The 20,146-nt window shown below is 68.7% G+C and carries 14 protein-coding genes; 4 read left to right on the top strand and 10 right to left on the bottom strand.

From position 1 onward, the window contains the following. The first annotated feature begins 82 nt into the window (after positions 1 to 82). The gene (locus tag OG992_RS01155; RefSeq protein ID WP_266302019.1) at positions 83 to 793 is read left to right on the top strand and encodes a DNA alkylation repair protein; all 711 of its coding nucleotides are present in this window, start codon (positions 83 to 85) and stop codon (positions 791 to 793) included. Here the strand turns inward: OG992_RS01155 and OG992_RS01150 are convergent. Continuing rightward, entirely contained in the window at positions 772 to 3,069 is a 2,298-nt protein-coding gene (locus OG992_RS01150) for an LLM class flavin-dependent oxidoreductase (RefSeq protein WP_266302018.1), read from the bottom strand. The genes OG992_RS01155 and OG992_RS01150 overlap by 22 nt on opposite strands. A gap of 143 nt (positions 3,070 to 3,212) precedes the next feature. Between OG992_RS01150 and OG992_RS01145 the strand changes: the two genes are divergently transcribed. Beyond that, positions 3,213 to 3,737, top strand: a complete 525-nt coding sequence (locus OG992_RS01145; protein WP_238684013.1) for a MarR family winged helix-turn-helix transcriptional regulator — start codon at positions 3,213 to 3,215, stop codon at positions 3,735 to 3,737. Between the two features lie 73 nt (positions 3,738 to 3,810). On the opposite strand, the gene OG992_RS01140 is transcribed toward OG992_RS01145, so the two are convergent. Then, entirely contained in the window at positions 3,811 to 4,638 is an 828-nt protein-coding gene (locus OG992_RS01140) for an SAM-dependent methyltransferase (RefSeq protein WP_266305127.1), read from the bottom strand. A gap of 224 nt (positions 4,639 to 4,862) precedes the next feature. Between OG992_RS01140 and OG992_RS01135 the strand changes: the two genes are divergently transcribed. Together OG992_RS01135 and OG992_RS01130 are read left to right on the top strand one after the other, a co-directional pair. Continuing rightward, positions 4,863 to 5,798 (top strand): hypothetical protein, encoded by a 936-nt coding sequence (locus OG992_RS01135; RefSeq protein ID WP_266302017.1) that lies wholly within the window; start codon positions 4,863 to 4,865, stop codon positions 5,796 to 5,798. A gap of 176 nt (positions 5,799 to 5,974) precedes the next feature. Beyond that, entirely contained in the window at positions 5,975 to 7,675 is a 1,701-nt protein-coding gene (locus tag OG992_RS01130; RefSeq protein WP_323181760.1) for a cellulose binding domain-containing protein, read from the top strand. Between the two features lie 98 nt (positions 7,676 to 7,773). On the opposite strand, the gene OG992_RS01125 is transcribed toward OG992_RS01130, so the two are convergent. The 8 genes from OG992_RS01125 to OG992_RS01090 all read right to left on the bottom strand — a co-directional run bounded on the left by OG992_RS01125 (position 7,774) and on the right by OG992_RS01090 (position 20,004). Beyond that, positions 7,774 to 8,760, bottom strand: coding sequence for a LacI family DNA-binding transcriptional regulator (locus OG992_RS01125; RefSeq protein WP_266305125.1), 987 nt, complete (start codon positions 8,758 to 8,760; stop codon positions 7,774 to 7,776). A gap of 112 nt (positions 8,761 to 8,872) precedes the next feature. Beyond that, entirely contained in the window at positions 8,873 to 10,600 is a 1,728-nt protein-coding gene (locus OG992_RS01120) for an IlvD/Edd family dehydratase (protein ID WP_266302016.1), read from the bottom strand. 83 nt (positions 10,601 to 10,683) lie between these two features. Next, positions 10,684 to 11,568 (bottom strand): carbohydrate ABC transporter permease, encoded by an 885-nt coding sequence (locus tag OG992_RS01115; protein WP_238684017.1) that lies wholly within the window; start codon positions 11,566 to 11,568, stop codon positions 10,684 to 10,686. Next, on the bottom strand, positions 11,568 to 12,509 hold the full coding sequence (locus tag OG992_RS01110) for a carbohydrate ABC transporter permease (protein ID WP_112589083.1): 942 nt from the start codon (positions 12,507 to 12,509) through the stop codon (positions 11,568 to 11,570). Before OG992_RS01110 ends, OG992_RS01115 begins: the two co-directional genes overlap by 1 nt. A gap of 76 nt (positions 12,510 to 12,585) precedes the next feature. Next, on the bottom strand, positions 12,586 to 13,926 hold the full coding sequence (locus OG992_RS01105) for an ABC transporter substrate-binding protein (protein WP_238684018.1): 1,341 nt from the start codon (positions 13,924 to 13,926) through the stop codon (positions 12,586 to 12,588). 104 nt (positions 13,927 to 14,030) lie between these two features. Continuing rightward, positions 14,031 to 16,214: an esterase family protein gene (locus tag OG992_RS01100; protein WP_266302015.1), complete on the bottom strand. Its 2,184-nt coding sequence runs from the start codon at positions 16,212 to 16,214 to the stop codon at positions 14,031 to 14,033. A gap of 104 nt (positions 16,215 to 16,318) precedes the next feature. Continuing rightward, the gene (locus OG992_RS01095; protein WP_266305124.1) at positions 16,319 to 17,314 is read right to left on the bottom strand and encodes a LacI family DNA-binding transcriptional regulator; all 996 of its coding nucleotides are present in this window, start codon (positions 17,312 to 17,314) and stop codon (positions 16,319 to 16,321) included. Positions 17,315 to 17,631: 317 nt separating this feature from the next. Further along, positions 17,632 to 20,004: a glycoside hydrolase family 3 N-terminal domain-containing protein gene (locus OG992_RS01090; RefSeq protein ID WP_266302014.1), complete on the bottom strand. Its 2,373-nt coding sequence runs from the start codon at positions 20,002 to 20,004 to the stop codon at positions 17,632 to 17,634. Positions 20,005 to 20,146: the final 142 nt, after the last annotated feature.

Raw genomic sequence — 20,146 nt, 5'->3', positions numbered from 1 at the left:
TCAGCGGGTCGGGGCCGCGTGTGGCGGGCCAGCGCTCGGACGCCTACGCCGCGCGGGCTGACCCCCGGTAGCGTCGACGGTCATGGCCACCAACGTCGACGTGCGTCGGGAACTCGCCAGCCTCGCCGATCCACGTCGAGCCGAGGCGTCGAGCCGGTTCCTCCGGATGGTCCCCGGTGGGTACGGCGAGGGCGACCGGGCCCTCGGTGTCTCCGTGCCGGACCAGCGCACCGTGGCCGCCCGGTTCTGGCGCGACCTCTCGCTGGCCGAGACGACGAAGCTGCTCACCGACGGCGCGCACGAGGAGCGGTTGACCGCGCTGTTCATCCTGGTACGGAAGTTCGCCCGGGGCGACGAGCAGGAGCGGGGTCTTATCTTCGACATCGTCCTGGCCAACACCGACCGCATCGACAACTGGGACCTGGTGGACTCGTCCGCGCCGTACATCGTCGGCCCCTGGCTACTCGACAGGGACCGGAGCGTCTTGGACCGGTTGGCCGATTCGAGCCTCGTGTGGGAGCGGCGCATCGCCATCATGGCGACCTTCGCCTTCATCAGGGCCGGTGACTTCGCGTGGACCTTCCGACTCGGCGACCGGCTCCTGCACGACCCGCACGACCTCGTCCGCAAGGCGGTGGGCTGGATGCTGCGCGAGGTGGGCAACCGGGACAGGGCTGCGGAGGAGGAGTTCCTCGCCCGCCGCTACCGGGTCATGCCACGGGTCATGCTGCGGTACGCGGTCGAGAAGTTCGAACCGCAGCGTCGCCACGACTACCTGTCCGGCGCCGTCTGATCGACCGGCCCGGCCGGTGGGATGGGGAAGTTCCGGTTGAAGACGTTGTCCGGGTCGTAGCTGGCCTTGATGGCACGCAGCCGACCGAGGGTGGGCTCGGGCCAGGCGTCCGGCAGTCGAGCCGGATCGGTGTCGCTCTCGAAGCTGAGATACAGGCCGTCGAGGTGCGGGTACAGCTCGGCCCACAGTTTGTCGAGTTGGGGCCGGCGGTCCGGGACCGTGGCGGCGAGTACCGAGAAGTTCTGCTTCCGGTGCGGGTAGGCGGTCGCGTCGCGGGCGACGTCGTTGACCGCCCCACCGACGGATCGAAACTGCATGATCATCACATCGCCGGAATGGATCATGTTTTCCATCAGGTCGGCCGCCTGCGGGGTGACGTGGTGCAACAGACCGCTGCGGGTGTCCCTCAGCCCCTGCCCCCGATGCTGGTTGCCCGGCGGCACGACGATCGCCGGGTACGGCACGAGCTGGGCCTGCTGGTCGAGGATCGGCCCGATCTCCAGGAACGGGCTCAGGGCGGACTGCGCCGCCTCGACGTCGTCACCGGCGTAGACGAGGGTGACGTGGGCGGCCGGGGGGTTGCCACGGCGGCCGGGAAAGAGGGAGAGGAAGCTCGTCAGCTCCCGTGGCGCGTCCTCGACCAGTTGGCCCCACCGGCGCAGCAGTCCGGCGGTGTCCGTCGCGTCCGCGACGAGCTGGGCGTGGACGACCGTGTCGACCTCGTACGCCTCCAGCTCCAGCGCGGTGACCACACCGAAGTTTCCCCCGGCGCCGCGGATGGCCCAGAACAGGTCGGGGTGATGCTCGTCGTCGGCGCGGAGCAGACGGCCGTCCGCGGTGACGATCTCGGCGGCGACGACGTGGTCGATGGTCAGGCCGTGCTTGCGCGCCAAGTACCCGACGCCAGCGGTGGTGGCGAGACCACCGACGCCCACGTCTCCGTAGTCGCCCGAGCTCATGGCCAGGCCGTACGGGGCCAGCGTCTGGGCCACGTCGCCCCACCGGGCACCCGGCTCCAGGCGCACTCGTCGGGTCGCCCGGTCGAGAACCTCGACCTTGTTCATCCTCGACATGTCGATGACGACTCCCCCGTCGTTCGTCGACCGGCCGCTGATGCCGTGCCCGCCGCTGCGCACCGACAGCGGGACATCCTGCGTCCGGGCGTACGACACGGCGTCGATCACCTCGGCGGCGTTGCGCGGACGGATCACCAGGGCCGGCGAGCCGTGCCAGCTGTAGGTGTGGCGTACCCGCTCGTACTCCTGGTCACCGGGCTCGACGGACCTGGCGGCCAGCGACGGCGGCAGCGCGTCGTAGTCGAGGCCGGGGTGCCGCTCGGCCAGCGCGACGGTAGTGCGGACCGGCCCGCTGCCGACCTCACCCCCGGCGCGCTCCCTGGCGACGGCCTCCCGCAGCGCGGGGGCGATCTCCTGCCCGAGGGTCTGGATGAGGCGTGGGTCGTCGCGCCCGATCAGGAACGTGCTGAATCCCTCCTCGATGACCAGCGGAAGGAGTTGGTCGACCCACTGCTCCACGGGCCCCTGGAGGAAGCCGCGGCTGCGCGACGAGACATCGACAGTGAACAGGTTGAGCAGCCGCCGGATCTCCCGGGGCTCGCGGCCCGCGGCGATGGCCGCGTCGTCGATGAGCCGGTTGGCGGTCACCCGGTCCGGAGATCGCAGGTATTCGAGCGTCGGCAGCCAGCCGTTGGCCTTCTGGCCGGTCAGTGCCAGCATCTTCGGCTGGTACGCGCCGAGCCAGATGTCGATGTCGTGTGCCGGCTTCGGGCCGCGCTGCATGCCGGGCACGGGGTAGTACTCCCCGTCCAGCCGCAGCGGCCCGGTGGCGGTGTCGTCCCAGACGCCGCGCAGGACGTCGATCGCCTCCCGCAGCGCCGCGACTCCCTGCCCCGCTGTCAGCCGACGTGCCCCCATGCCCGCGATACCGTCCCAGAACGCGCCGGCGCCGAGGCCCAGTTCGAATCGGCCGTGCGACAACCGGTCCAGGCTCGCCGCGGCCCGGGCCAGCACGGCCGGCGGGCGCAGCGGCAGGCTGAGGACGTTCCCGGAGATCCGGAGCCGCTCCGTGCGGGCGGCGACCCAACTCAGCAGGGTCCAGGTGTCGAGGAACTCCGCGTTGTACGGGTGGTCCTGGAAGGTGACCAGGTCCAGTCCCGCGGCCTCGGTCAACTCGGCCAGCGCTACCACCTGATCCGGGTCGTGCACGCTGGGTGTCAGGAACGACCCAAACCGGAGTTCGTGCCCGTAGTCCGACATTGCTTCCCCATCCACGCGATCGTTTGATCAACTTATCATGTTTAAAATCTATCGTTTGTTGAACAACCTATCTTCGCCGCCAATCATTCCTGGGTGCGGTGATGTCGGATGATGATCAACGCGCCGGCCACTAGCATCGGGACATGTCCGCGAGCGATCCGTGCGAGCTGCCGGCCGACCGCAAGCGCGGTTCGAACTTCGGTTGGTCGCTGGGCATGGTGCTGCGCAACTGGCACGAGCGCGTCGAGGAGCTGCTGAAGGACCTGCCGCACGGCAGTCGCGGCTATCACATCCTGGCCGTCGTCGTGCACGAAGAGGTGCCCACGCAGGCCGCCCTGGCCGCTCGTCTGGCCATCGACCGCAGCGTGCTGACCTACGTCATCGACGACCTGGCGAACGCCGGTCTCATCGAGCGCAGGCCCGACCCCCAGGACCGGCGGGCCCGACGGGTGGTGGCCACCGAACGCGGACGCCAGACGCTCGCCGAGGCCGAGCGGCGGGTCGCCCACGCCGAGGACCACGTGCTGGGTGGGTTACCCGAGGAGCAGCGCGAGGTCTTTCGCGACCTCGCCGCCCGGGCCGCCGAAGCGATCCATGCCGCCGCACCCGCCACGGACCCCTGCGTGGCGGTGCGGAGCGTCCTTCCTCCCACCGACCAGTCCGGCTGACCGTCAGTGCCGGGCGGCGGCGTAGCCACCAGGGACGCCCCACCCCGGCGCCGACCGCCGCCGCACGACAGCGTCAGCGCTTGCGGCCCAACCCGCCGAAGGCGTCGATGTCGGCCGGCGTGTCGACCGCGTCGTCCGGTCGCCACTGCGGGCACGGTACGACGCCGGGCTCGACCAGCTCCAGACCGTCGAAGAAGCCGGCGATCTCGCTGGGAGAGCGCAGGGTGTACGGAGTCGCGCCGCTGTCGTTGTAGTCGTCCTGCGCCTGCTGTATCTCGGCGCTGATCAGGCTCGTGCCGTCGTTCAGCGAGAGGTAACTGCCGCTCGGCAGCGCCGTCACCAACTGCCGGGTGATCGAGCGGGCCGCCTCGTAGTCGGGCACGTGGCCCATGACGCCACTGAGGATGAGGCCGATCGGCTGCGTGAAGTCGAGCGTCTGACCGGCCTCGGCGATGACCGCGGCCGGATCGTGCAGGTCGCCGTCGATGTAGGCGGTCCTGCCCTCGGGCGTGCCCACCAGCAACGCGCGCGCGTGCACCAGCACCAGCGGGTCGCTGTCGACGTAGACGATCCGCGCGTCCGGGGCGATCCGTTGGGCCACCTCGTGCGTGTTGTTGGCGGTCGGCAGCCCGGTGCCGACGTCGAGGAACTGGCGGATGCCCGCGTCGGCGGCGAGGAACATGATCGAGCGAACCAGGAACTGCCGAGAGGCGCGGGCCACATCGACGACGCCGGGGAAGACCTGGCGGTACTGGTCCCCGGCCTCGCGGTCCACGGCGAAGTTGTCCTTGCCACCGAGCCAGTAGTTCCAGATCCGCGCCGAATGCGGCACCGACGTGTCGATCTTCTGCTGCACGTCGGCCTCACCAGCCTCGGGCCGGCCGGTCGTCGGCGATTCCATGGTCACGACGAAACCCCCATGTCGAACGCGTACGCGACGTCGTCGCGGGACGGCCCAGTCGAGGAAGTGGCCACCCGTGACCGTGCCACGGTATAGAAGGCCGAGGATTCGCACCACACCCGGTCGCTCCACAGCAGACCCGACCCGGCTGATCCCTCGCGCGAGGGAGTGACGTCCCCTGTCAGCGGGGCCTGCCCACCCTGGGACGACGGCAGGATCGGTCCATGACGACATCGACACGAATCGTCGGGCGGAGCGTCCATGGCCTGACGTACGCAGTGCTCGGCTGGGCCGTGGCATACGGGGGCGTGCGTCTGGCCTGGACGGTCGGCGAGGCTCCGGAGTTCGGGCGGCTCGGGCTGGACCTGCTCGGCTTCACCGGCTGGTGGTCCGTCGCGTTGTGTGCGGCCGCGGGCGGGCTGGCGGTTGCCCTGGACCAGGTGGCGACCTGGCGACCGGCGATCGCGGGGCTCGCCTGGACGGTCGCCGGAGCGCTGGTCGCGGCAGCCGCGATCCTGCTGCCGGAGTTGGTGGGCTTCCTGCTGTTCACCGTCGGCCCGTTCTTCGACCCGCTGGCGTTCGTCAGCCGGCTGGCCTGTGTCACCGGAGCGGTACTGCTCGCCCTGAGCACCGCGCGTTATCAGCGGCGCACCCGTGGCGACTGCCCAGCCTGCTGCCGGACGGTCCGACCGGGTACGCGGCGCTCGGCACCCGCGCGGTGGGCGCGCTGGGCGGCGTGGGCCGCTGTGGGCGGTCTCGTGACCCGCTTCGCGGCCCAGTTCGTGGTGGGGTTCGACCGCGTCGACCAGAGCGCCTCGCTGCTCGGGCTGGAGATCGGCCTGGTGCTGGCCGGAGTGCTGTTGCCACTGGCGCTGGTGTACCACTGGGGTGAGGTCTGGCCGGGGTGGGTTCCGCTGCTCGCCGGGCGCACCATTGCTCGCCTGCTGCTACTGGTGCCCGGCTTCGGGCTCGGCGCGGGCATCGTGGCCTACTTCGGCATGGGGATGGTGCAGGTGACGTCGGGCTCGCACAGCGAGTTCTCCGACGCGTTCCTGTGGGTGGCGATGTCGGCGTACCTCGTCATGGGGGTGGGCCTGGTGATCGCGTCCACGGACTACCACCTGCGCACTCGCAGGCAGTGCGGTGCCTGTGGCCGGTGACGGCACCATCGCACCCGGGCCGATTGCATTGACAGGAATCGTTGGACGAATTAGCTTTCTGGAATCGACACCTGGGAGCGCTCCCAATTCTTCGCCGCCCACACCATCGCTGAATCTCGCCCGCAGACGAGCCCTCCCGAGGCGTGGAAGCCACCACCACTTTCAGGAGGAGTTTCATGAGAAAGAGAAGAGTGACCAACGCCGCCCTGGTATCGGCCGGCGCCGTCCTGCTGGCCTCGGCAGCGGTCGCCGTGGCGATGCCAGCGGGGGCCGCAGCCGCCGGCTGTTCGGTCACGTACAGCGTGTCGTCGCAGTGGCAGGGCGGCTTCGGCGCCAACGTCGCCATCACCAATCTCGGTGACGCGGTGACGAGTTGGACCCTGACCTGGAACTACAACGCCGGACAGACCGTCACGCAGGCGTGGAACACGACGCTGACGCAGAGCGGCACCGCCGTCACCGCCAAGAACGTCAGCTACAACGGGGCCATCCCGACCAACGGGACCGTCTCGTTCGGCTTCAACGGCTCGTGGACCGGCAGCAACCCCGATCCGACGACCTTCGCGTTGAACGGGGTGGGCTGCACCGGTGGCACCGAGCCGACCCCACCGCCGACCGACCCACCGCCGACGGACCCGCCGCCGACCGGGCCGGCGGACATCACCGTGAACAGCGCGACCAAATACCAGACGGTCGACGGGTTCGGGGCCGCGCATTCCATCTGGGGTAGCGCCTGGTCGACGGCGGACACGCAGACGCTGGTCGGGATGGGCGCCAACCAGTTGGGGCTCTCCATAGTGCGGACCGGCCTGTCGCCGGAATCCAGCGAGTGGGCGACGCACGTGAACTCGTTGAAGACGGCGAAGTCGTACGGGTCCAACGTGAAGATCCTCGCCTCACCGTGGACCGCGCCGGCGGCGTGGAAGACCAACAACAGCCGGGTCAACGGCGGCAAGCTGAGGACCGACTACTACGACGACTACGCCAACCACCTGAACAGCTACGTGCAGTACATGCGCGGCCAGGGCGTACCCATCGACGTCACGTCGGTGCAGAACGAGCCGGACTGGCACCCGGACTACGACTCGATGGACTGGAGCGGCACCGAGCTGCGCACCTTCGTGCGCGACCAGGGCACCAAGGTGCAGAACACCAAGCTGATGGTGGCCGAGGCGGTGAACATGAACTACAACTTCACCGACCCGACCCTCAACGACGCGACCGCCCGCAACAACATCGGCTACGTCGGCGGGCACCTGTACGGCACCGAGGAGTCGGGCCGACTGCGGCCGTACTCGCTGGCGCAGCAACACAACAAGCCGGTGTGGATGACCGAGTGGAACCTGCACGCCGCCGACGGTGGCGGCTCCAACATCTGGGGCAACCCCGCCAACGCGGCGGTCTGGAACGAGACCCTCGACGACATCATGCGCACGGTGCACAAGTCGATGGAGGCCAACTGGAACGCCTACATCTGGTGGTACGGCAAGCGCTACTACTCCTTCATCGGTGACGGCGAGTCGGCGTTCGGGACCGTCGCGGGCGCTCCGCTCAAGCGCGGGTACGCCTTCTCGCAGTACGCCAAGTACGTCCGCCCCGGCTACCAGCGGGTCGCCCTGTCGAAGAGCTCGAAGGCCTCGCCGCTGGAGGTGACGGCCTACCAGGGGGACGGGAAGATCACTCTGGTGATCCTCAACCGCTCGAACAGCGCGGTCAACAGCGCCGTGATCCAGGCCCCGCAGAACGTCAGCCGAGCCGAGCACTACCTCACCTCGCAGAACGCCAACGCGGCCAGCCAGCCGACCAGCGTGAACGGCGGTCAGGCCACCATCAACGTCGGCGCCCGCAGCATCTCGACGCTCGTCTTCACCCTCTGAACACCTCTGCACCCGAACACCGTCGACGTCGCGGGAGCCCCGGCCACACGCCGGGGCTCCTGCCCGTCGGCGGGCAGCCGGTCCAGATCGTCGGCTGTTCAGGTGGCGGTCGGCGCCGCCGTGCTCTGCCGCACCACGAGCTTGGGGACGACCAGCGGCAGACGCTGCGGCACCGTGTCGTCGATGGCCTGGGTGACGGCGGTGATGGCACGCCGACCGACAGCGTCGAAATCCTGCTGGATCGTCGTCAGCGGCGGGATGAGGAAGGGCGCCTCGGGGACATCGTCGAATCCGACGACGGAGACGTCGTGTGGCACCCGCCGCCCCCGCTCGTGCAACGCGCGCAGCACGCCGATGGCCATCTGGTCGTTGGCGGCGAACACCGCAGTGGTTGCGCGCATCGCACCGATCCGCAGCCCGGCGGCGTAGCCGCTGTGCGCTCTCCAGTCACCCTCGACCGGCTCCGGCGGGCGTAGGCCCGCGGCACTCATCGCCTGACGCCAACCTTCGAGCCGAGCGCGGGCCTCCGCCCAGTTGAGCGGACCGCTCACATGCACGATCTCTCGATGCCCGAGGTCGAGGAGGTGCTCGGTGGCCATCCGGGCGCCGAGCACCTGGTCGACGCCGACTGTCACGCTGGCCCGGGACAGATCGCCCTCCACGACGACGAAGGGAACACCCGAGCGCGTCATCCGCACCACCTCGAGGGCCTCGTCGTTGCCGGCGATCATCACGACGCCCTCCACGCCGACGCGCATGAGGTGTTCGGTGGCGTCGCTGAGCGCCCGCACCGTCACCTCGGAGAGGCTCACCGAGGTGGCGAAGTAGCCGGCCGCGCGGGCGGCGTCCTCGACGCTGCGATGGATGCTCGTCGGGCCGAACAGCGTCCTGGCCGTGCCGATGATGCCGATCATCCCGGACCGTCCGCGCACCAGCGCGCGGGCGGCCGTGTTGGGACGGTAGTCGAGCCGTCGGATGGCCTCGAGGACCCGCTCCCGCGTCTCGCGCCTGATGCTGGGTGCCCCGTTGATGACCCGGGACACCGTCTGGTGTGACACGCCCGCCAGGCGAGCGACGTCGGCCATGACCGGGGGCCGGTCGGCCGCTGTCACAGCGGCCTTTGCGTGAACTCGCACTGGCGGGCCGTCCGTTCTTCCATGGAATCAGTTCCTCGTGGGCCTCGTCCGTTCGTGGCCGTCAGTGTGAGTGACGGGGCACCGCGCTGCCGCTGCCACCGACGAGGAAGTCGAGGTCCGCGCCGCTGTCAGCCTGCAGGACGTGCTCGCTGTAGAGCCGTACCCAGCCCCGGTCGGCCACCGGCTTCGGAGGCTGCCAGGTGGTGCGCCGTTGGGCCAGTTCGGCGTCGTCGACGAGGAGTTCCAGGCGGCGCGTCGAGACGTCGACGGAGACCAGGTCACCGGTGCGAACCAGCGCGAGCGGGCCACCCACTGACGCTTCCGGTGCCACGTGCAGGATGCAGGTGCCGTAGCCGGTGCCGCTCATCCGAGCGTCGGAGATCCGCACCATGTCCGTGATGCCGTCCGCGAGCAACCGTCGGGGCATGGGCACGTTGCCCACCTCCGGGAAGCCGGGGTAGCCCCGTGGTCCGGCGTTGCGGACGACGATCACCGTGTCGGGGGTGACGTCGAGGTCCGGGTCGTCGGCGGCGACGACGTACTCCTCGATCCGGTCGAAGACGAGCGCCGGGCCGGTGTGAGTGAGGAGGTGGGCGGAGGCGGCGGAGACCTTCAGCACCGCCCCGGACGGCGCGAGCGAACCGCGCAGCACCACGGTGCCCGAGCCGGCGGGCTGGAACGGCTCCTCCATGCTGCCGATCACGTCCCGGTTCCAGCACTGGGCGCCGTCGACGTTCTCCGCCACGCTCCTGCCGCTGACGGTGATGTGGTCCATGTGCAGCAGCGGGGCGAGTTCCTTCATCACCACCGGGAGGCCGCCGGCGTAGAAGAAGTCCTCCATCAGGTACGTCCCGGACGGCATGAGGTTGACGAGCATGGGCACGTCGGCGGTGAGGGTGTCGAAGTCCTCCAGCGACAGGGGGACGCCGAGGCGTCCGGCGATCGCGAGCAGATGTACGACGGCGTTGGTGGAGCCACCGATTGCGGCGTTGACCCGGACGGCGTTCTCGAACGCCTTCCTGGTCAGCACCGAGGACAACCGCTGGTCCTGTTCGACCATGGCGACGATGCGGCGTCCGGCGCCGTGCGCGAGCGCGTACCGCCGGGAGTCGACCGCCGGGACGGCGGCCGACCCCGGCAGCTGCACACCCAGCGCCTCGGTCACACAGGCCATCGTGGACGCCGTACCCATTGTCATGCAGTGGCCTCGGCTGCGGGACATGCCGACCTCCGCCTCGGAGCAGTCGGCCGCGGTCATCCGACCGGCCCGCATCTCCTCGGTGAAGCGCCAGACGACAGTGCCCGAGCCGATGTCCTGGCCGCGGAACTTGCCGTTGAGCATCGGGCCGCCGGTCAGCATCAGGGTCGGCAGGTCGACGCTCGCCGCTCCCATCAGCAGGCCGGGGGTGGTCTTGTCACAGCCGGACAGCAGCACCACCCCGTCGAGCGGGTTGGCGCGGACCGACTCCTCCAACTCCATTGCCAGCAGGTTGCGGTAGAGCATGGTCGTGGGTCGCATCAGCGGCTCGCCCAGGCTCATCGCCGGGAACTCCAGCGGCAGGCCCCCGCTCTCCCACACGCCCCGCTTCACCGACTCGGCGAGGTCGCGCAGGTGCGCGTTGCAGGGTGTCAGCTCCGACCAGGTGGTGGCGATGCCGATCACCGGGCGACCGTCGAAGACGTCGTCCGCGAAACCCTGGTTGCGCATCCAGGACCGATGGATGAACCCGTTGCGGCCTTCCGCACCGAACCACTCCCCGCTGCGCAGCGGTCGATTCGTCGTCGACATCAGCACACCTCTCTGTCATCCGTCCGGCCGCGTGCGCGGCGATCAATCGCGTGTGGTGGGTTGGCTGGTGGCGTTAGCGCGGCCTACCGCAGCCCTCCGACGGAGAGGCCGCCGCGCCAGTGTCGTTGCAGGCTGAAGAACGCGATGATCAGTGGGATCACGGACACCAGGGAGCCCAGGATGATGAGGCTCCACAGCGAGGTGGTTCCCGCGTTGTTCGCGGACGCGATTCCCTGCCAGAGGCCAAGACCGACGGTGACCGGGAAGAGCCGGTTGTCGGAGAGCATGGCCAGCGGCAGGAAATAGTTGTTCCAGGACGCCACGGCCGACAGGAGCAGCACGGTGACCACCGCGGGACGCATCAGCGGGAGGGCGATCTGAAGGAACGTCCGCACCTCTCCCGCACCGTCGACCCGCGCCGCGTCCAGGAGTTCGTCGGGCACCGCGTCGCGCGCGTACACGTGCATCAGGTAGACGCCGAACGGGTTGAGCAGCGACGGGAGGATCACCGCCCAGACCGTGTTCGTCAGGCCGAGCCGGGAGAACATGATGAAGGTCGGGATGACCAGAGCGGTGGCGGGCACCATCAACGCGCCGAGCACGATGGCGAAGCTGAAGCGTCGGGCGGCGAATCGGTACTTGGCGAACCCGTAGCCGGCCATGACCGCCAGGACGGTGGCGCCGACGCCGCCGGCGATGGCGTAGAGCGTGGAGTTGAGCATCCACCGCAGGTAGATGCCACCGTCGTAGGTGAAGAGCTGCCGCAGGTTCCCGATGTAGTCGATCTGGTCGGTGAACCAGAGGGTGTTGCCGCCGCCGAACAGGCCGGGTGCGTCCTTGGAGCTGTTGACGATGACCCACCAGAACGGCACGAGGAAGTAGATCACCAGGAAGCCGAGGAGGATCTGAAGCGGGAGATAGCGCTGCGGTCGGCGGGCGCCGGCGCGGACGCTGGTGTGGTCGGTCATCAGAGGAAGCTCCTCCGCTTGCGGGTGAAGAACAGGAAGGCGTACACGCAGATGAACACGAGCCCGCCGAGGGCGAAGGAGATCGCGGACCCGTAGTTGAAGTTGGCGAGCGAGAACGCCTGTTGGTACGCGTACATGTTCGGGGTGAAGTCCGAGCCGATCGTGCCCGCGGCGAGGTATCGCAGGATCTGCGGTTCGTTGAAGAACTGCAGGGTGCCGATGAGCGAGAAGACCAGGATGAGGATCAGGGCGGGCGCGATCAGCGGGATCTTGATCCGCGTCGCGATCTGCCACCGCCCGGCGCCGTCCATCCGGGCCGCCTCGTAGAGCGTCGGGTCGACGCCCTGCAACGCCGCGTACAGGATGATCATGTAGTAGCCGGCCCACTGCCAGGTGACGACGTTGAGTAGCCCGTAGAAGATCAGGTCACTGCTCAGGAAGTCGGGTGCGGTGGCGCCGAACAGCCCGAAGATGTCGGTGAGCGGGCCGAAGCCCCGGCTGTAGAGGAACCCCCACATCACGGCCCCGATCACGGTGGGGATCGCGTACGGCAGAAAGATCATGAGGCGGGAGAAGCGAGCGAACAGTGTGGTCACCGAGTCCAGGATGAGGGCCAGCGCGAGCGCGATGACGATCTGCAGCGGGATCGAGACCAGCGAGAAGCGGATGACGAACCACGCCCCGGACAGGAAGCTCGGGTCGGTGAACGCCTTCACGTAGTTGTCGAAGAGAACGAAGCTGGTGCCGCCGATCAGCTTCTTCTGAAAGAGACTGAGGTACAGCGCGTACCCCAGTGGCGCGATGAGGAACGCCAGGAACACGATCCCGAACGGCCCGACGAAGAGCCACCCCATCAGGTGTTCGCGGAGGTGCACCTTGCCACGGATCTTGCGCGTCTCAGGCTGAGTACGCGGTGCGCGCTTCTCGGTCAGGGATGTCATCTTGGTCTCCGGGACGTGGACGCTGAGGGGGGCGGGTGGGCCGGCCGGCCAGTGCCGGCGCGGCCCACCCATCCGGTCACTGAACGGTGAAGCCTTGTTCCTTGGCGTACTTCGCCACGTCCTCCTGGAGCCGGTCGGCAGCCTGCGAACCGGTGACGGAGCCCTTGATGATCTCGCTGACCTGTTTGGTCATGGCGTCGAGGTAGTACTGACCGAAGGGGGCGTACGCGACACCCTTGTAGGCCTCGGCGGCGGGAAGGTAGACCTCCTTGTTCGCCTGCTGGCCGTTGAAGAACGCCACCTTCAGGTCGACGAACGCGGGGTCCTTGAGCGCCGTGAGGTTCAGCGGGAAGATGATCTGGTTGGTCCAGCCGTCGGTGAGCGACTCCTTGTCGGCGTAGAGCCCGTAGGCGACCTTCGCGGCCAGCTCCGGCTTCTTCGCCTGCTTGGTCACCGAGAAGGCCGACCCACCCCAGTTCACCTGCACCGGGTTGGCCGGATCCCACTGCGGCAGCGGCGCCACCGCGAACTTGCCGGTGTCCTGACCCTTACCGACGCCCGCGCCGGTGAGGTAGCCGGGCGCCCACGCCGCCGAGATGTACGTCGCGTAGTTGCCGTTGATCACGCCGGAGATGTACTCCGGGGTGAACTGGTCCTGCGTACCGACCAGGCCCTTCTTGGCGAGGCCACCCCAGTAGTCCAGCACGTCCTTGGACGCCTGGTCGTTGAGCTTCACGCCGATCGCCTTCGGCTGCGCGGGGTCGTAGGTGAAGGGCGCGGCGCCCTTCTGGATCTGCAGCGCCATGGTGAGCGCCGGGACGTTCGCGCCGAGGTCACCGAACAGCGGGCCGCCGGCGTCCTTCACCTTCTGCGCGGCCTGCTCGTACTCGGCCCAGGTCTTCGGCGGCGTGATCTTGTACTTGTCGAAGACGTCCTTCCGGTAGATCATCGCCGCCGGACCGCCGTCGACCGGGACGCCGTAGACCTTGTCGCCGACCGACACGTCCTTCCAGGCGCCCTCGCCGTAGTTGGCCTTGACCGCGTCGAAGCCGTACTGCTTGATGTCGACGAGCGCGCCCTGGATCTGGAACGTCGGGATCCGGTCCGCCTCGACCATGATCACGTCAGGTGCGCCGGTGCCCGCCGAGATGGCGGTCTGGAACTTGTCGTACTCGTCGCTGCCCTGGCCGACGTTGGTCCAGCAGACCTGCACGTCGTCGTGCTGCTTGTTGAAGTTGTCGACGACGAGTTGGGTGTTGGGGTACCAGCCCCACATCGTCACGACCGGCACGTTCTGCTTGGTGATGGTGTTCGTGCAATTGCTCGCGTCGCTGCCGCCCTCGTCGGAGGAGCAGGCGACGAGGCCGGTCCCCGCCGCGAGCATGGCTACCGTGGCGAGTATTCGTCTTCTCTTCATTGAGATGGTTCCCTTCGGCGATGGCGGTGCACTGCATCCATGCGCTGGCGGGCGCCACCGGAAGCAGGAAGCCCTGCTCCCGGTGGCGTCGCCGGCGAAGGCTCCTAGCGCTTGAACAGACGGGGCGCCAGGTCGATGAGGTTCTTCTGCCACACGTCCCAGCCGTGCGGCCCGGGGGTGACCCCGTCGAACTCGTAGCGGATACCGAGGTTGTTCAACGTGGTCAGCGACGTCATGAAGCTCGGGTACACGAAGTCGGTCTGGTCACCGACGTAGAGGCGCAGCATCTTGGTGCCGTTGTTGATCGCCGCCACGTCGACGCCGGCGCCGCTTCCGAAACCGGCCGAGAACGCGGCGACGTAGGCGAATTCGCCCGGGTAGGCCCGCAGCACCCCGAACGCCTGCCCGCCGCCCATCGACAGGCCGGCGAGGGCCTGCTGCGACGGATCGCTGGAGATGTGGTAGCGGGCACGGGCCGTCGGAACGATGTTCTCCCGCAGTTCCCGGTTGAAGTTCGACGAGTTGCCGTTGCCCATCACGACGACCATCGGCGTGAGGTCGCCGTCGAGGAACTGATTGTCGAGGATCTGCTTGGCGCGGCCCATCTCGACCCAGTCCGTGTAGTTCTGGCCACCGCCGTGCTGGAGGTAGAGGACGGGGTACGGCTGCGTCCGGTGCGGGTCGTACCCGGGTGGGGTCCACACCAGCGCGGTCCGGTCCTGGCCGGCCACCGTGCTGGCGTAGGTCATGTTCTCGACCTTCCCGCCACGACCCGCGGGTACGTCCGACAGCAGTCGGGCGCCCGGCCCGGGGATGAAGAAGGTGCTCCACATCGGCTCGGTGGTGACGGTCGTCGGGTTGGAGGTGTCCTTGACCGCGACCCGGTCCACGATCAGCCGGTAGTAGTAGAACCAGGGCTTCAGTGGGCCCACCGTTGCCCGCCACCGGTCACCGTCACGGGTCAGTGGCAGTCGCAGCCAACTGCCGCCCGGCGCGACGTTCGCCCAGACCGTGACGTGCTGAGCGTCAGCGAAGTCCGTGGTGGTCTCGAAGGTGACGAACCCGTCCTCGGTGACGAAGGGCGTCGGGGTGGTGCCGGCCGGCGGCGGGGTGAACTCCCGCTTGAGCGGCTGGTGACCAGGGCTCGGCCCGTGGTCGGCCACGTGCCGGAACAACCGCGGCACGAAGTCGACGAGGTTCTCCTGCCAGGTGGTCCAGGTCGCGCCGCCGTCGGGGTTGACCCCGTCGAACTCGAACCGGACGTCGGCTCGACTCAACGCCTTCGTCAGCCGGTAGGTGGTGTTGTACGCGGGATCGGTGACGTTACCGGTGTACAGGCGCAGCAGCTTGACGCCGCGGTTGATCGATTTAGCGTCCTTGCGGTCGATCTCCGGAGCCGAGGTGCCCGAGAACGAACCGACGTAGCCGAACCGACCCGGCTTGGTGAGCGCTGCCCGCAACGCCTGCGCGCCGCCGTCGGACACGCCCGCGATCGCCTGGTGCGCCGGGTCGCGAAGGACCCGGTAGTTGTCGGTGACCGCGTTCCGGAGGTCCTTCAACTCCTTGTCGTCCGAGGCGTCGGCGTTGTTGATCACCACGACCATCGGGCTGATGGCGCCGGCGGCGGAGAGGTTGTCGAGGATCTGCTGGGATCGTCCAAGGTCGAGCCAGTCGCTCGCGGCCACACCGCCACCCGACTGCAGGAAGAGCGCCGGGTACCCCTTCGGGCCCTTGGCCGCGTAACCCGGTGGCGTCCAGACCAGGGCGGAGCGCTGCGCGTTGCTGCTCCGATAGGTCAACGTCTCGATCTTTCCACCGGTGCCGGCGGGCGCGTCGAGCAGCCACCGCGCCGAGTCTCCAGCGACGAGGAAGGTGCTCAGGAGCGGGTTGGACGCGACACTGGTGCTGTTCGTCGGGTCCTTGATGCTCTTGGTGTCGTCGGCGGTGAGCTGGTAGTTGTACAGCCCGGGCTCCAGCGCGCCGAGAACGCCCGACCACACGTCACCCCGACGGGTCAGACCGAACTCCGCCCAACTGGCCGACGGACCGAAGTTTCCCTCCACGACGACCTGCGAGACGGTGCCCAGGTTCTCCTGGACGTACGCCGCCGGGACGGCGAACGTGGCGTAGCGGTCCGCGGAGACGTCGAGCCACGGCGTGTCCGCCGCTGCTGCTTGCGGCGCGATGAGCACCGCCGCGGTGGCGATGACCCCGGCGGTGAACGCCGCCGAGAGCCGCCGGCGTACGCCCAGACGGCGTAAGCGCCCATGATACTGTTCGGTAGTCACACTCCACTCCTTTCATGTGCCGGCAGCGGATGCGACCCGACTGACCGGCTCAACTCAACTGTGGATCTGGCCGTGTGTGCTGGTGCACCTCCTTCACGCTGATGTCATGGTCGTGCCGCGCTCTTCGGTGGTGCCGTCGAGTCGCGTACGACGAGGCTGGTCGGAAGCACGATCTGGCTCGGCTCGTCCCACTCGCCGGTCACCAGTGACTTCAGCATCCGCGCGGCTTCGTACCCGAGCTGATACATCGACTGGTCCACGGTGGTCAGACCCGGCTGGGTCAACGCCGACTCGGGGATGTTGTCGAACCCCACGACGGACAGGTCCCCCGGCACCGAGAACCCCAACTCCCTGGCGACCTCCAGAACCTTGAGGGCCATCCCGTCGCTCGCCGCGAAGATCGCCGACGGCGGGTCCGGTCGCTGCAGCAGGACGCGCGCCAGCGGAGTCGCCGACTCGGGGTTGAAATCACCTCGGCCGATCAGTGTCGGGTCGACCGGAACCCCGGCGGTGCTCAGCGCGGCCCGGTATCCCTCCTCCCGCGACCAGGCCGAGGCCAGGCTGTCGCGGCCGGCGATGAACCCGATGCGCCGATGGCCCAGGCCGAGCAGGTGCTCGACAGCTGTGGTGGCGCCAGCGAGGTTGTCGGATATCACCGAGGGCGTCGTCGAGCCCCGCACTGGGTCGATGGCCACGACCGGCGTCCGGGTCCGGAAGTCACCCCAGGGCGTGACGACGATGCAGCCGTCGGTGAGAGTGCCCGACAGTCGGGTCAGGTGCCGCTGCTCCCAACCCTCCGAATACGACCCGTAGAGGTCGCTGTTGGCGTAGATGATCAGATCGAAGCCCGAGCGGCTCAGCGCCTTCATCACGCCCTTGAGCACTTCCGCGGTGTACGACTGGAAGCTGTGCGCCACGAGGCCCAGAACGTTGGTGCGGCTGCGCCGAAGGCTGGTGGCCACCAGACTCGACTCGTAGCCGAGCTGCTCGATGGCGGAGCGCACCTGAGCGACTGTGCGAGCGCTGACGCCGTAATGCCCGTTGACGACGCGCGAGACGGTGGCGGTGGAAACGCCAGCAGCTCGGGCGACATCACTCATTGTTACCGGCGCATTGACTTCAATCATGCCGCTCTTCTCTGGACTGCAATCGTTATCGGTTACGTTTCCAGGATGTTGCCAACGTAACTGAGAACGATTACGAACACAAGACCTCTTCGTCCTTAACCGACCGTCGAGAACAAGGTCCGAACTGGACGCCCACGAGGGGTGCGATTGACCTTCGGACGCCGTTGCGAATAACGCAATCGCATCGTCTCCCGGGGTCGACGTGGAGCCTGATTTTGGCGTTGGTGCCACCCGTTGACAACAGGACGACACACTCCGTCAAGAACCATTCACCGTCCCCGGGTGAACGATCACAGTTGCCGAACTTCGACGGCCCCGGTAAAGACCTTCGACGCCGGCCGGTCCGGGTCCGCACTGATGACAAATGTGCCGGCATGGGTGTGGTCGGCAGCCGAGAAGCCGACGTACACCTCGATCTGCCCGGCCTCCACCGAGTAGGCCATGCTCCGGTCGTAGAAACCGAGCTGGCCGGTGGGGAGCGCGAACCGCACCGCCACCCGCTGGCCGGCGGCGGCCTCGACGCGGGCGAAGGCCTTCAGCTCCAGCACCGGCCGCGTGATCGTGGCCTGCGGGTCACGGACGTAGAGCTGCACCACCTGCTCCCCCGCCCGGTGTCCGGTGTTGGCGAGTGTGACCTCGACACCGACGCTGTCCCCGGCGCGGACCTCGGCGCTCTCCAGCGTGGCCTCCTCGATCACGAACGAGGTGTACCCGAGGCCGTGGCCGAAGACGTAGCGCGGGGCGACCGGCGCATCCACGTAGTCGCCGTGCCAGTGTGACCGCCCCCCGGACACCTTGTGGCCGTAGAAGACGGGGATCTGGCCCACGCCGCGGGGATACGAGATCGGCAGCTTTCCGCTCGGGTCGACCTCACCGAGAAGCACCTCGGCGATCGCCTGCGCCCCGGTCTCCCCCGGCAACCAGGCCATCAGCACCGCGGCGCACTCCTCGTGCAGGAAGTCGCTGCCGACCGGTCGGCCGGCGACGAGCACTGCCACGACGGGTGTGCCGGTGGCGACGACGGCCCTGACGAGTTCCTCCTGCACGCCCGGCAGGTCCAGACTGGACCGGTCCCGCGACTCGCCCGTGGTGGCCCCGGGTGTCAGCCCCGAGCGGTCACCCAGGACCAGCACCGCGACGTCGGCCGCCGCGGCTGCCGCGACCGCCTCGGCGAACCCCTCGGTCGACGGGTCGAGCACGTCGCAGCCCGGGGCGAAGCGCAGCCGGTCGCCCAGCCGCGCCGCGAGTTCGTCCCGCACCGTGGGCACACCGTCGATGCTCTCGTCGATCTCCAGATCGTCGGGGATCGTCATCATCTCGCCGAGCAGGCCGCGCCGTTTGCGTGCCGCGACCAACGCCTCGATGTGGGCCGCGAACGAGTAGTCACCGAGCAGGTGTCGGGCGTCGTCGGCGTTCGGGCCGATGAGAGCGACAGTTCCGGCGCCCGCGAGCAGCGGCAGCGCTCCGTCGTTCTTGAGTAGGACGAGGCTGCGGCGGGAGATCTCCAGCGCCACGTCCCGGTGCCGCTCGGCGTTCGCCGAGGTCGCGGCCGCGTCCTCGTCGACGTACGGGTTCTCGAAGAGCCCGAGTTCGACCTTGTGCCGAAGGATCCGTGCGACCGCCTCGTCGAGCTGGGCCTCGCTGACCTCGCCGGCGTCCAGGGCGCGGGTGAGGGCGTCCGCGTACGCGTCCGTCGCTGGAAGCTCGACGTCCACGCCCGCACCGAGGCCCACCGTCGCGGCCTGCTGCTTGTCCTGCGCGAAGTGGTGGTACGAGTGGAGGTCGTTGACGGCGAAGTAGTCGGAGACCACGCTGCCCGTGAAGCCCCACTGCCCACGCAGGACGTCGGCGAGGAGTTCCTGGTTGGCATGGCACGGAACGCCGTCGAGCTCGTGGTAGCCGGCCATCACCGACTGGAGCCCGCCGTCGCGGACCGCCGCCTCGAACGGATACAGGTACACCTCGCGCAGCAGACGCGGCGGCAGGTGGGCCGGCGCCCAGTTCAACCCACCCTCGGACGCCCCGTAGCCGACGAAGTGCTTGGCGGTGGCGAGGACGCCGTCGGTCAGGTCGGTGCCTTGCAGGCCCCTGACGAACGCCACGCCCATCCGGGACACCAGGTACGGGTCCTCGCCGTAGGTCTCCTCCGTCCGGCCCCACCGCGGGTCGCGCACCACGTCCAACACCGGCGAGAGCCCCTGATGACTTCCCATGGCGCGCATCTGTGCGCGAACGACGTCCGCCAACTGTCGGTTCAGCTCCGGCGCCCAGGTGCTCGCGACGCCGATCGCCTGCGGGAAGATGGTCGCCTCGCGGGCCATCACCCCCGAGCAGACCTCCTCGTGCACGATCGCCGGGATCCCCAGCCGGGTCTCGCTGACCAGGAAGCGCTGGATCGCGTTGGCGGCCCGCGCCACCTGCGCCGCCTTCAGGCTGGTCGCGCCCGCGACGCGGGTGACGTGCCCGAGGCCGTGTCGAAGGATCGGCCGGGCCCGCTCGGCCGCGAACCGTCCGCCCTCCAGCAGTGTGAACGCCCACGTGCTGCCCAGTTGCGCGAGCTTCTCCTCGCGGGTCATCCGGGCCAACAGGTCCGACACCCGTTCGTCGACGGGCGCGGTCGCATCCGCGTAGGTCGCCTCGGTCTCCGGCTCAACAGTGGTCACCCGGTCACCCCAATCACCGCGACAAGCTGGTCTTTCGCCCGGGGCGGCAGGACCCGCGGGGGATGCCGGCGAGACATTGGTCCAGGCGTCGTGTTCCCTTACGTAAACGTAATCGGTAACGTTTACATAGATCGAGAACGTA

This window comes from Micromonospora sp. NBC_00362, from assembly GCF_026342155.1.
Classification (GTDB): Bacteria; Actinomycetota; Actinomycetes; order Mycobacteriales; family Micromonosporaceae; genus Micromonospora; species Micromonospora hortensis.
Note: the sequence above shows the minus strand (reverse complement) of the source record. Positions and strands in the feature narration are given on the sequence as shown.